This is a genomic window from Bradyrhizobium sp. USDA 4452, assembly GCF_054063575.1.
On sequence record NZ_JBSSGK010000001.1, the window covers coordinates 7,303,900 to 7,315,692 of the forward strand.

The window sequence follows — 11,793 nt, forward strand, 5'->3', positions numbered from 1 at the left end:
TCGCGTGAAGAAAACGCGTCAGGACCAGAATCTCTAGACCACCTTGCGCTGACGCAGTTCGGCGATCTCGTCCTGGCCGAAGCCGAATTCGGCCAGCACTTCCTCGGTCTGCTCGCCGAATTCCGGTGGGCGCGCCGCCATCTTGCTCGGCGTCCGCGACAGCGTCACGGGCTGGCTGACCAGCTGGATGTGCCGGTTCTCGTCATTGGGAACGTGCTGGGCCATGCCGAGATGCTTGACCTGGGCATCCTCGAACATCTGGTCGATCGAGTAGATCGGCCCGCACGGCACGCCGGCTTCATTGAGCTCGCGGACCCAGGTCTCGGTCGACTTCTTCTCGGTCAGCGCGTTGATTCGTGCGTTCAGCGCGTCGCGGTTCTTCGAGCGCGCCGGTGCGGTCGCGTAGTCGGGATCGGTGATCAGGTCGGGTGCGCCGATCGCCTGGGCGCAGCGCTCCCAGATCCGCCCGCCCGTGGTGGCGATATTGATGTAGCCGTCGGAGGTCTTGAACACGCCGGTCGGGATCGAGGTCGGATGGTTGTTGCCGGCCTGCGTGGCGACTTCCTTTTCCATCAGCCAGCGCGCGGCCTGGAAATCCAGCATGAAGATCTGGGCCTGCAGCAGCGAGGTCTGCACCCATTGGCCTTCGCCGGACACGTCGCGCTCGAGCAGCGCGGTGAGGATGCCGAGCGCGCAGAACAGGCCCGCAGTCAGGTCGGCGACGGGAATGCCGACCCGCATCGGGCCGCCGCCGGGCGCGCCGGTCACCGACATCAGGCCGCCCATGCCCTGGGCGATCTGATCGAAGCCCGGGCGCTTGTGATAGGGACCGTCCTGGCCGAAGCCGGAGATGCTGCCATAGACAATCTTCGGATTGATCTTGCGGATACTCTCATAATCGATGCCGAGCTTGGCCTTCACGTCCGGCCGAAAGTTCTCGACGATGACGTCGGCCTGCTCGGCCAGCCGCTTGAACACCTCGAGCCCCTTGGGGTCCTTCAGGTTCAGCGTCATCGCGCGCTTGTTGCGATGCAGGTTCTGGAAGTCGGAGCCGCCGCGCGGCCCGCCCGGCTGCTCACCGCCGCCGTCCTCCAGCAGCGCATCGATCTTGATCACATTGGCACCCCAGTCGGCGAGCTGGCGCACGCAGGTCGGCCCGGACCGGACCCGGGTCAAATCCAGCACGGTGAAGCGGGACAGGGCTTGGGATGCACGTGGAAAGGGCATTGAGACACCTCTTGTTTGGCGGGCCGCTCTGGGGCTACTGCCTATCTGCCTTAGACAATTTGGCAGACCTTTCCAACTGTTACCCGGACGACAAACCGGGATGGAAACAAACAGGCATGGTTCCGCGGCGACCGTCACCTGCCTCGGCTGCCGTTCAGGCTTGCCCACACCTGCTTGCAGGCCCCGTCATCCGCCAACCCTCGACAATCAGTTCGCCGGCTGCTAGCCCGTCGCCATCCGAAATGAGTTTTTGCCCTTATGGAAGAGGCACTTGAGGCGCATCAAGGCGACGGACCGAAAGCGGGCGTGGCGGTGAAGAAGGGTCCATCCCATCTGCTCGGGAATTCGGCATGGAACGCGACGGCGTTCGCGGTCGCGGTGCTGCTCAATCTTGCGATTCTGCCATTCGTGATCTCCCGGCTCGGCCTCGCCGCGTTCGGGGTTGCGGGTCTGGTCACTGCCTGCGTCGCCCCTGCGCTGATGTTCAGCAATGCGCTTGGCCTCTCGACGACGCGCGAGCTCGCGCAACGGTTGGGACAGTCCGATCGCAGCGAGGCACGGCGTTTCTTCGCGACCGCGCTTGCGCTCGTCATCGCCGTGGGCGGCCTGATCTCGGCATTGCTCATCCTTGCTGGACCGCCGCTCGCGCGATTGGGATTTCACCTCGGTGGTCCGGCGTCCGACGACCTCGGGCTCGCCTTTGCGTTGGCCGGTGTCGGCTGGCTGTTCCAGTGTCTGTTCGCGGTCTTTCTCTCGCTGTTCACGGCGCGCCAGGATTATCGGCGGATCGCGTCGATCAGCATCACCGGCACGGTAGTGACGACGATGTCGATGTTGCTGCTGATCCCTCATGCGCCGCGTGCCTCGACCTTCCTCGGCTGCCAGGCCCTGGGTTTCGCGACGAATTTTCTGATGGCCTCTGCCTGGTCGCGGCATGTAATGAGCGACTGGCTGGCACGGCCCGCGCTTGATCGCAGCGCGCTGCGCGCGCTCGTGAAACTCGGCGGCTGGCAGATCGCGGCACAAAGCGGCGCGCTGTTCGCCGGGCAGGCGGACCGCTATCTGCTCGGCGCGCTGCTGCAGCCGCAATTCGTCGGCTTCTACAGCGTCGCGCAGCGGCTGGAGGAGGCGGTCTATATCGGCGTCTTGAAGATCGGCGAGATCCTGTTCCCGTTCTTCAGCACGCTGCAGAAGGAGGATGACGATCGCAAGGTCGACTTGCTGCTCCGCTCCTCCTGGATTCTCAACGTGCTGGCCGCGAGCGCGCTCGGCGGCCTTATTCCGGTCGCCGGCGCGCTGCTGTATCGATGGACCGGCGCCGAGGTCGCCGCAGAGGCGCAGCTGGTGCTCGTGGTGCTTGCGATCAGCGGAATATTGGGGTCGAGCGCCAACGTGTTCGCGTTCTATCTGCTCTCGCAGGGACGCTCCAGTTTCAACGCGTTGATCTCGCTCGTCACCGGCATCTTCACGCTGGCGACCAGCGCCATTGCGTTGCCGTATTTCGGCTGGCAGGCGGCCGGCTGGAGCTCCTGCGTCGGGATGGTCGCCCAGATGGTCGTCACGGTGCTGCTGCTGCGGCGAACCTTCAGGCTCTCGGCCATGTGGTCACGGATGCTGCATTTCGTCTTGATCCCGCTCGGCACCGGCATCGCCGTTGCGCTGGTGCTGCGCGCGCAGCTCGGCCATGCGCCGTTCGACCAGGCGCCGTCATGGTGGTATGTGGTGTCGCTCTACGGCGTGTCGGCGGCCGCGATCTTTGTGGCCGCCGTCGCCGTGTCGCAGCTTGGTCCCTACCGCGCCGTCTGCTGGCGGGATCTTCGCGTCATCATCGCTCGCTTCTTGCCCTTCAAGGCCGCCTAGACATGTGTGGTATCGCAGGCATCGTCAATCTGCGCGGCGGCCCCGTGGACCCGGCCGACATCTCGCGCCTCACCAGCCTGATTGCGCATCGCGGTCCGTTCGGCGAGGGCACCTGGTTCAACGCCAAGCGGAACGTCGCCTTCGGCCATCGCCGGCTCGCCATCATCGATCCCGGCGAGGGCGGCTATCAGCCGATGGTGTCGGGCGATGGCCGCCACGTGATCGTCTACAACGGCGAGATCTACAACTTCCTCGAATTGCGCCGCGAGCTCGAGGCGAAGGGCGCGGTCTTCCGCAGCCAGTCCGACACCGAAGTGATCCTCGCCGCCTGGCAGGCGTGGGGCGAGGACATGCTGCTGCGCTTCAACGGCATGTGGGCGCTGGCGATCTACGACACGGCCACGGATGAACTGTTCCTGGCGCGCGATCGGTTCGGCATCAAGCCGCTGCTGTACGCGCTGTCTCCCGAGCGGTTCGTGTTCGCCTCCGAGCAGCGGGCGCTGGCGCGGAGCGGGCTGGTTGAGACGTCGCTCGATATCGAGGTGGCGCGGCGGCTGTTGCTTGACCCGTTCGGCATCGAGGGCAGCGAACGGACTGTGTTCGCGCAACTGCGTCGCCTGCAGGGCAGCCACTGCATGTGGTTGCGCGGGGGGCGTGTGCAGGTCCGCCGCTGGTGGCGGACCGTGGATCATCTGCCCGAGATCCCTGATGCTGAATCCGAACGTGTCGCGCGCTTTCGCGACCTGTTTCAGGATTCCGTGGCCCTGCGCATGCGCAGCGACGTTCCGATCGGGACCTGCCTGTCCGGCGGCTTCGATTCGTCCGCCGTGATCTGCGCGATGGCGAGCCATGAGAAGGCCGGCATGGGACCGCGCGACTCGACCGCCTGGCGGCACGCCTTTGTCGCGACCTTTCCCGGAGCCAGCAATGACGAGCGGCCGATGGCGGAGCAAGCGGCCGCGTGGGCGGATGTGGCGCCGAGCTTTCTCGAGATCGGGCGCGCCGATGCGCTCACTGATCTGGACCGGATCCTCGACGACAACGACGACGTCTACATCGGGCTGCCGAGCGCGCCGTGGCTGATCTATCGCGAACTCCGGCGCCAGAACGTTACCGTCTCGCTCGACGGTCACGGGGCGGACGAATTGATGGGCGCTTACTTTCAAGAAGGGCAGTCGGCCGCCTTCCGGATTCGGAACGCCGCCGCCGCGCTCGCGTCTCGATCGCGGCTTGCGCAACGCGGCATCGACTTCCTGCGGGCGCAGATGATCAGGCGGCAGGGGCACTATTTCCTGCGCGGAGGCCTGGCGGCGATGCCGTCGCCGCTGCCGCTGGTCGCCGAGGATGACGCGTTGCCGAGCGCCTGGGGCGCGCTGAACCGGCGTCTCTATCGCATGTTCCACTCGACCACGCTGCCGACCATCCTGCGCAATTTCGACCGGCTCTCGATGGCGCACGGGATCGAGGTGCGCATGCCGTTCATGGACTGGCGGCTGGTGACCTACACGATGGCGCTGCCTGAAACGAGCAAATCGGCCGACGGCATCACCAAGGTGATCGCGCGGCAGGCGATGGCGAACCTGATGCCCGAAAGCATCCGCACCGCCCGCCGCAAGGTCGGCTTCAACTCGCCGATGCCGGAATGGCTGAACGGGCCATTGGCGGGCTGGACCAATGATCTGCTCCATCGCAATGTCCCGGCGTTTGCCGAGTTCGTCGACGAAGCACCGCTTCGAAAGGCGGTCGGCGACTTGACGGCATCGCGGAGCTGGGATTGGGAATCCGTCGGCCGGATCTGGCCATACCTGAACATGAAATGGATGTTGGCAAGGTCCGTATAACCAATGCGTCTGTTCCAGAATAGCGGTCTCTATCCGTCCTATCTGCCGCGGCTGAACCAGCTTGCGGCAAAAGCGTCGACCTTCGCGGCGCGTCGCGACGTGTTCCTGCATGACCGCTTCGGCGCGGCGCATTTCCTCAAGCCGGTGCTCGACGGCGCGCCTGAAGCCTTCTTCACCAATGCCGACGACGAAGTCCTGCAGCGCCAATGGGCGCGCGAGCAGGGCATCAAGGGGGCGCCGACGCTCGAAGCCATTCTGCTCGCGCAGATCGAGCATCACAGGACCGAGGTGTTCTACAATCTCGATCCGGTACGCTATCCGAGTGCGTTCGTCGCCAGGCTTCCGGGCTGTGTGAAGAAGACCTTGTGCTGGCGCGCGGCGCCTTCCGGCAACGCCGACCTGACCGCCTACGGCGCGGTGCTTGGAAACTTCCCCTCGATCCTCGATGCCTGGCGCAACAAGGGCTGCCGGGCGGAGCTTTTCTTTCCGGCGATCGATCCTGTCATGGAGCAGTACGGTCACGGCGAACGTCCGATCGATGTGGCGTTCGTCGGTGGATATTCACGGCACCACAGCGCGCGCGGCAGGACGCTCGAACAGGTCGCGGCCCTGGCGGCCGACCGCAACATCGTGTTCTGCCTCGATGCGTCGCGGCTGACGCGGCTTGCCGAAAGCGCGGTCGGTCGGTTGCTGCCGCTGGGGAAGCATCGCAGGCCCGACGTCATCGCGCGAATAGCGCGGCTGCCGCTGTTCGGCAGGGACCTCTACGAGCTGTTCGGCTCCGCCAAGATCGTGCTCAACGGCGCCATCGACATGGCCGGCAACGATCGCGGCAACATGCGCTGCTTCGAGGCGATGGGCTGCGGGTCGCTGCTGGTGTCGGATTCCGGCAATTATCCGGAGGCGATGCAAGACGGCGTCACGATGCGCACCTACGACGCGCCTGAAAGGGCAGCCGAGGCGATTTCAAGCAGCCTGCAGGATTGGCCGCAATGGGCTGGGATCGCCGCGTCCGGCCGAAGCCGCGTGCGACAGACCTACAGCAAGGCCTCGCAATGGGCCCAGTTTACCGATCTCGTCGCGCGGATTGAGCCGTGCTAGAGCGTTTTTCGAGCGAAATGGATGCCGGTTCGCGCAAGGAAATCGCGTCGAAACAACCATCTGGAGCCCCGTTCCGATTCCATCGGAACGGAAAAGGCTCTAGACGGTGCACAGTGCCGGCCGGTGGGCGGGCGATCGGGCCGAGATGATGTCTGCAAGTGACTTGATCCATCGACTGAAATGGGTGGCCGACGGGCTTGCCGTGCCGCTGTTCAGGTTGCGGCCGCGGCCGTTCGGCCCGGGCTATCAGACGGTCAAGCGCGACACGATCACAGCCGCCATCGATGCAGGCCTGCTTCGGGCAGGAAAGGAGCTTCCGCCCGGTTACGGCGTCGCCATGGACGAGCGCGTGGTGGAATATCCCTGGGTCTATGGCCGGTTGAGCAATGTCGGCAAGATGCTGGACGCTGGATCGACCTTCAACCACGACTTCCTGCTGCAGCGTCCGCCATTGCGCGGCGCGGACCTCACCATCATGACGTTGGCGCCCGAGCGGCGCTGCTATTGGCATGACGGCTACTCCTATGTGTTCGGCGATCTGCGGAAGACGATGTTCGGCGATCAGGTGTTCGATACCGTCGCCAGCATTTCGACGATCGAGCATATCGGCCTCGACAATCAGATGCTGTACACGGGCGATCCGCGCGACGCCGAGACCGATCGGGACGGCTTCGTTCCGGCGGTGCAGGAGTTCAAGCGTATTCTCAAGCCCGGCGGGACCTGCCTGATCTCCGTGCCGTTCGGCAAGCGCGAGAATCTCGGTTGGTATCAGGTGTTCGATCTCGCGATGATCGAGCGGATAATCGAGGCATTCGGTGCGGCGTCTCACCAGGTCGACTATTTCGGCTATTCGCGACAAGGCTGGTCGCGCCAGAGTGCCGAGGCGCTCGCTGACGCCACGGTTTTCGACATCCACACCGGCAAGGGGCAGGGCAACGACCTTGCGGCGTCGTCGCGCGCCGTCGCGTGCCTGCAGTTGACGGCATGAATCTCGATTATCTGATCCAGCGTCTGCTCGGTCGCGCGACATGCCGGTTGCAGGCAGACGCGGCGCTCGGCCGCCATGCCAGGATCAGGAATATCCGCGGCGATGCCGACAAGATCGTCGTCGGCAGCAACAGCCGCATCCTGGGCGAGCTCCTGACCTTCGCGCATGGCGGCGAGATCAAGATCGGCGAGTGGTGCTATGTCGGCGAAGGAACCCGGATCTGGTCGGCCGCCTCGATCGAGCTCGGCAACCGCGTCCTGATCTCGCATTCGGCGAATGTGTTCGACAACCTCACGCATCCGCTGCGGGCGGCGGAGCGGCACCGGCAGGTCCAGCAGATTTTCACGCAAGGACATCCGAACGATATCTCGCTTGACGAGAGCCCGGTGCGGATCTGCGACGACGCCTGGGTCGGCGCGGGCGCGATGGTCTTGCGCGGTGTGACGGTCGGGCAGGGTGCCATCGTCGCGGCCGGCGCGGTCGTGACAAAGGATGTCGCGCCGTTTTCGATCGTGGCCGGCAATCCGGCCGTGCTGGTGAGGGAGCTTGGCCCCGATGAACGGTGAGCGCAAGTTTACCACGTGGGAGGATGCGGTGGTCTGGCTGCGCAATCAGCCGGAGCAGCACCAGCTTGTGCTCGACGCGTTCTACGACGATCCGCTGGTTGGCGCTGCCGAACGCTATTTCCAGAGTTCCGAGTGGCAAGCGGTCGCCACGCTGCTCGCCGGCCGGTCAGGTACCGCGCTTGATGTTGGCGCCGGTCGCGGCATCGCGAGCTACGCGCTCGCCCGAACCGGCTTTGCCGTCACGGCGCTCGAACCGGATCCCAGCGCGATCGTGGGAGGGGCGGCGATCCGCGGCCTGGCGCAGCAGACGCAATTGCCGATCCAAGTGGTCGAAGAGTTTTCCGAGCGGCTGCCGTTCGCCGATGCGACGTTCGATCTCGTGTTCGCTCGCGCCGTGCTGCACCATACGCGCGATCTCGAGGGGGCGTGCCGAGAGATGTTTCGCGTGCTGCGGCCCGGTGGCATGCTGATCGCGGCGCGCGAGCATGTCATCAGCAAGGAGGCCGATCTTCCGCAGTTCCTCGCGCAACATCCGCTGCATCACCTTTACGGCGGCGAACATGCCTTCCTGCTCGATCGCTACACCGGTGCGTTGACCAAGGCAGGGTTCTCCGCGGTGGACACGCTGCCGCCGCTGCAAAGTCCGATCAACCTGTTTCCCTATACGTCGGAGACCCTGAAGGCCGCGATCGTGACCAAGCTCACGCAAAAGGTTCCGGTGGCTCCGCTATGGCGAACTGCGCTTGCCTCGCCCCGGCTGTTCGGCTCGCTGCTGTCGATCGCCGAACGTTTCGACAATCGACCGGGCCGCCTCTATTCCTTTATCTGTCACAAGGCTTGAGCGATGATCGTCTGGGTTACAGGCGCGAACGGGTTCATCGGCCGCCATCTCGTGCATGCGTTGGCGGGGGCAGGCCATGCGGTGCATGGCGTCGGACACGGCGCGCTTGACGCAACGGAAGCCCGGCGGCTCGGCTTGCAGAGCTGGATCAACGGTGAGATCGATGCGGCCAATCTCAATGCGCTTGCGGCGGCGCACGGGCAGCCGAGGCGTGTCTTTCATCTGGCTGGTGGATCGTCCGTCGGCGTCTCGATCGAACGGCCGTTCGAGGATTTTTCGCGGACGGTCGCAAGCACCGCTCGGCTGCTCGAATGGCTGCGCGGATCCGCGCCGGACTGCGCGGTGATCGCGGCGTCGAGTGCGGCTGTCTATGGCGCCGATCATTTCGGCCCGATCTCTGAAAGCGCGATCGTAGCTCCGATGTCGCCCTACGGGCAGCATAAGCTGATGATGGAGCAACTGTGCGCAAGTTACGCGCGGTCGTTCGGCTTGCATTGCACGGTCGTGCGGCTGTTCTCGGTCTATGGGCCCAACCTGCGCAAGCAATTGCTCTGGGATATCTGCTCGCGGCTCAACGCCAAGGAGCAGGTGCTCACGCTCGGTGGGACCGGCAACGAGACGCGCGACTGGACCGACGTTCGCGATGTCGCGAGGCTGCTTGCAAGCGTCGCGGAAGCGTCGCCGTCACCGGAAGCCTTCCGGGTCATCAATGGCGGTTCGGGCCGGGGGACCAGCGTTGCCGACATCGCCGCCGGTCTCATCGGACGGTGGGGCAGCGAGACGGTTGTGCGGCATTCGGGTGTGAGCCGCCCCGGTGATCCCATGAGCCTGTTGGCCGATGATGCGATGCTGCGCCAGACCGGCTTCGATTGGCGCATTCCGCTCGATCAGGGCCTCGCCGATTACGTGGCCTGGTTCAAGGGGCAGGCTTCGTGACGTCCCGCCCATTGCGGTTCGCGTTCAATCACATCTCGCGACGGATTTGGGCCGGCGGGTTCAACTATCAGCGCAATCTGTTCGCGGCGCTCGATCGGTTCTTGCCCGGCGAGTTCGCTCCGGTCGTCTTTGCCGGGACGCGGGCCGACGAGAACGAACTCGCCGAGCTTGTGGCGATACCAGGCGTCGAGATCGTCCGATCGGAGGTGTTCGACGGGCAGCCGGGTCTTGCTGCGGCACTCGCTCTCGGTCTGGACCGCGGAGCCGCGGCGGCGTTTCGCTCCGCGCATGTGGATGTTGTCGTTGAGTCCGCGCGCTTCTTCGGTTGGCGGCTGGCGATCCCTGCAGTGGCGTGGATTCCGGATCTGCAGCACCATTCTCTGCCTCAGCTGTTTCCGCGGACGGCACGTTGGCGCCGCGAGATTGGCTTTCGCGTTCAGCTCGCGTCAGGTCGGACCATCATGCTGAGCAGCGAGAGCGCCTTCCGCGATTTCAAGGCTTACTACCCACGCGCCAGCAACCGCGTCAGCGTCGTTCGCTTCGCGACCCAGCCGCCGGACGCGTTCCTGAACATCGACCCATCCGAAGTCATCGCGGCGTACAATCTGCCGACGAACTACTTCTATCTGCCCAATCAGTTCTATCGCCACAAGAACCATCAGCTCGTCGTCGACGCGTTGGCGATCCTGAAGCGTCGTAGGGTCGAGGTCGTCGTCTGTGCATCCGGCAGCACGGAAGATCGGCGTGAGCCGGGATACTATGATCTGGTCAACGCCGAGATCCGGAAGCGCGGCCTCGATACGCACTTCCGTCACCTCGGCGTGATCCCGTTGCCGCATGTCTATGCGCTGCTGCGGGCTTCCACCGCCCTGCTCAATCCCTCGCGCTTCGAGGGCTGGAGCACGACGGTGGAGGAGGCGAAGTCGTTCGGCGTTCCGATGATCCTGTCGGACATCGAGGTGCACCGGGAGCAGACCGCCGGCGCTGCGCGCTATTTCGGCGTCGACGATGCAGCCGCGCTGGCGGATCACCTGATGCAGCTATCGGGGCAAAGCCACAGACAGGTGGTGCGAAACATCGTTCCGCAGCAAGACGGTCGCGTGCGCGCCTTCGCGGCGAGTTTTGCCGATGCGATGCGGCGAGCGGTTCACCGGGGTGTCGATCAGCCAGGCGTTAAATCGGCGTGAAGGTTGAGCCGAAGTCGGACGCGGATGGAAACAAGCTACCTCGGCCTCTCACGACACCGGTCAAGCGCCTTGGCTAGGGCTTGACCGCTTCGAGATAGTGCTGTGCCTCGGTCGAAGCGGTCCTGACCACTACCAAACTACATTCGGCTGACCATTGCTTTAGCTCATCCATTTCATAGCGGTACGCGTAGGGCGGGTGGTACCAGTCGAAGTTGACCAGGTCGCAATGTCGTTCGGAGAAGTTCGGGTTGTGCCAGCACTTCATAAAATGCTGATAGATGAACGATTGCACAGGGTAGCGGCCGGCCTTGATGCCGAGGAACGGCAAATCCTCAGCGATTGTGACGACGCCGTCACACGCCTGAAGATCACGACCGAGCTTGGTGATCTGGTTTGCCACCGCAAAGGCCGCGCCGGTGTCCATAGCGACGATCTCCGATCGCAGAGCGTCGTCGACGGCCTCCCGCATTGGAGCCTTTTTTGCGTAGGCCGTGATCGCGATCGTGCCACCGCTCGCAAGCTGGTCGACCAGCGTCCGATAGGTAGCCTGTGGATTCGGCGTGTGATGGATTGCCGCACGACACAGAACGAAATCAAACAGGCCTTGATCAGCCGGCTTCGTGATGTCGCCCTGCACCAGCGAAGCGTTAGCCGGGCGCGCGATGTCGGCCAGGGAACCGTGGAGGTCCATCCCGAAATAGCGAAGGCCGCTGGGATTCGGCGTTGCCGTCAGAGCATTCATGATGTCGCCGTAGCCGCAGGCTGCGTCGTAGACCCTCACTGTGCGTCGGCGGGCTTCGTCTCGGATTCCGTCGAACAGGCTTTGCCATGGTAGCTGACGGGATGGCATGGCCTTGGAAGCGTCGGGATTTTGCTTGACAAAATCGCCAAATTTTAGGTCCGCGCCCCACTGCTCGGTGTAGTGCGCTGCGGTCTTCGAGACGTATTCGCTATGGTCCATAGTCACGCCCTCGTGGCCTTCCAACGCTCTGGTAGACGATCGGGAACGTCAGAACAACTACCAGTGTTGCGCGGGTCTGCCGATTATCCAGGCTCGGTGTTGGTTTGAACGACCGTGTCGCTGGATGTTCGGTGCCCATTCGGTCCGGCGCGCCGCCCGCGATATCCCTTGCGCCCGTAAGGTTGACGTTCATCGCGTGAACAGGCTAGACAGGCGCTTGGGTGCTGCGTGGCATTTCCTTGCGACAGACGCGAAGTGTTTGCGCGCAGGACGTGGCAGCTCAGG

General features: G+C 64.4%; 11 protein-coding genes. 8 read left to right on the forward strand and 3 right to left on the reverse strand.

What is annotated here, in order from left to right; genetic code table 11:
- Nucleotides 1-33: 33 nt before the first annotated feature.
- Nucleotides 34-1,227, reverse strand: a complete 1,194-nt coding sequence (locus tag ACVISU_RS34355; protein ID WP_456709894.1) for a CaiB/BaiF CoA transferase family protein — start codon at nt 1,225-1,227, stop codon at nt 34-36.
- 258 nt (nt 1,228-1,485) lie between these two features.
- Between ACVISU_RS34355 and ACVISU_RS34360 the strand changes: the two genes are divergently transcribed.
- From ACVISU_RS34360 to ACVISU_RS34390, 7 genes are all read left to right on the forward strand, one after another.
- Nucleotides 1,486-3,087, forward strand: coding sequence for a lipopolysaccharide biosynthesis protein (locus tag ACVISU_RS34360; RefSeq protein ID WP_456709895.1), 1,602 nt, complete (start codon nt 1,486-1,488; stop codon nt 3,085-3,087).
- A gap of 2 nt (nt 3,088-3,089) precedes the next feature.
- Nucleotides 3,090-4,928: an asparagine synthase (glutamine-hydrolyzing) gene (gene asnB / locus ACVISU_RS34365; protein ID WP_456709896.1), complete on the forward strand. Its 1,839-nt coding sequence runs from the start codon at nt 3,090-3,092 to the stop codon at nt 4,926-4,928.
- Between the two features lie 3 nt (nt 4,929-4,931).
- Nucleotides 4,932-6,029, forward strand: coding sequence for a glycosyltransferase family protein (locus ACVISU_RS34370; RefSeq protein WP_456709897.1), 1,098 nt, complete (start codon nt 4,932-4,934; stop codon nt 6,027-6,029).
- Nucleotides 6,030-6,177: 148 nt separating this feature from the next.
- Nucleotides 6,178-7,017, forward strand: a complete 840-nt coding sequence (locus ACVISU_RS34375; protein ID WP_172803565.1) for a methyltransferase domain-containing protein — start codon at nt 6,178-6,180, stop codon at nt 7,015-7,017.
- Nucleotides 7,014-7,583 carry an acyltransferase gene (locus ACVISU_RS34380; protein ID WP_456709898.1) on the forward strand — a complete coding sequence of 190 codons (570 nt, stop codon included), beginning with the start codon at nt 7,014-7,016 and terminating at the stop codon, nt 7,581-7,583. Before ACVISU_RS34375 ends, ACVISU_RS34380 begins: the two co-directional genes overlap by 4 nt.
- Nucleotides 7,573-8,424 (forward strand): class I SAM-dependent methyltransferase, encoded by an 852-nt coding sequence (locus tag ACVISU_RS34385; protein WP_050403623.1) that lies wholly within the window; start codon nt 7,573-7,575, stop codon nt 8,422-8,424. The genes ACVISU_RS34380 and ACVISU_RS34385 overlap by 11 nt, the downstream gene beginning before the upstream one ends.
- A gap of 3 nt (nt 8,425-8,427) precedes the next feature.
- The gene (locus ACVISU_RS34390; protein WP_050403622.1) at nt 8,428-9,360 is read left to right on the forward strand and encodes an NAD-dependent epimerase/dehydratase family protein; all 933 of its coding nucleotides are present in this window, start codon (nt 8,428-8,430) and stop codon (nt 9,358-9,360) included.
- Here the strand turns inward: ACVISU_RS34390 and ACVISU_RS34395 are convergent.
- Nucleotides 9,327-9,737, reverse strand: coding sequence for a hypothetical protein (locus ACVISU_RS34395; RefSeq protein WP_456709899.1), 411 nt, complete (start codon nt 9,735-9,737; stop codon nt 9,327-9,329). The genes ACVISU_RS34390 and ACVISU_RS34395 overlap by 34 nt on opposite strands.
- Before the next feature lie 84 nt (nt 9,738-9,821).
- Here ACVISU_RS34395 and ACVISU_RS34400 point away from each other — a divergent pair, with 84 nt between their 5' ends.
- Nucleotides 9,822-10,547 (forward strand): glycosyltransferase, encoded by a 726-nt coding sequence (locus tag ACVISU_RS34400; RefSeq protein ID WP_456709900.1) that lies wholly within the window; start codon nt 9,822-9,824, stop codon nt 10,545-10,547.
- Between the two features lie 73 nt (nt 10,548-10,620).
- On the opposite strand, the gene ACVISU_RS34405 is transcribed toward ACVISU_RS34400, so the two are convergent.
- Entirely contained in the window at nt 10,621-11,508 is an 888-nt protein-coding gene (locus tag ACVISU_RS34405; protein WP_456709901.1) for a class I SAM-dependent methyltransferase, read from the reverse strand.
- Between the last annotated feature and the right edge of the window lie 285 nt (nt 11,509-11,793).

What these genes read in the sequence shown, in the direction of transcription:
- ACVISU_RS34395 (WP_456709899.1), bottom strand. Translation starts at nt 9,737, where the DNA reads ATGGTGCTGCAGATCCGGAATCCACGCCACTGCAGGGATCGCCAGCCG.
- ACVISU_RS34355 (WP_456709894.1), bottom strand. Translation starts at nt 1,227, where the DNA reads ATGCCCTTTCCACGTGCATCCCAAGCCCTGTCCCGCTTCACCGTGCTG.
- ACVISU_RS34360 (WP_456709895.1), top strand. Translation starts at nt 1,486, where the DNA reads ATGGAAGAGGCACTTGAGGCGCATCAAGGCGACGGACCGAAAGCGGGC.
- ACVISU_RS34400 (WP_456709900.1), top strand. Translation starts at nt 9,822, where the DNA reads ATGCTGAGCAGCGAGAGCGCCTTCCGCGATTTCAAGGCTTACTACCCA.
- ACVISU_RS34405 (WP_456709901.1), bottom strand. Translation starts at nt 11,508, where the DNA reads ATGGACCATAGCGAATACGTCTCGAAGACCGCAGCGCACTACACCGAG.
- ACVISU_RS34390 (WP_050403622.1), top strand. Translation starts at nt 8,428, where the DNA reads ATGATCGTCTGGGTTACAGGCGCGAACGGGTTCATCGGCCGCCATCTC.
- ACVISU_RS34370 (WP_456709897.1), top strand. Translation starts at nt 4,932, where the DNA reads ATGCGTCTGTTCCAGAATAGCGGTCTCTATCCGTCCTATCTGCCGCGG.
- ACVISU_RS34380 (WP_456709898.1), top strand. Translation starts at nt 7,014, where the DNA reads ATGAATCTCGATTATCTGATCCAGCGTCTGCTCGGTCGCGCGACATGC.
- ACVISU_RS34375 (WP_172803565.1), top strand. Translation starts at nt 6,178, where the DNA reads ATGTCTGCAAGTGACTTGATCCATCGACTGAAATGGGTGGCCGACGGG.
- asnB (WP_456709896.1), top strand. Translation starts at nt 3,090, where the DNA reads ATGTGTGGTATCGCAGGCATCGTCAATCTGCGCGGCGGCCCCGTGGAC.
- ACVISU_RS34385 (WP_050403623.1), top strand. Translation starts at nt 7,573, where the DNA reads ATGAACGGTGAGCGCAAGTTTACCACGTGGGAGGATGCGGTGGTCTGG.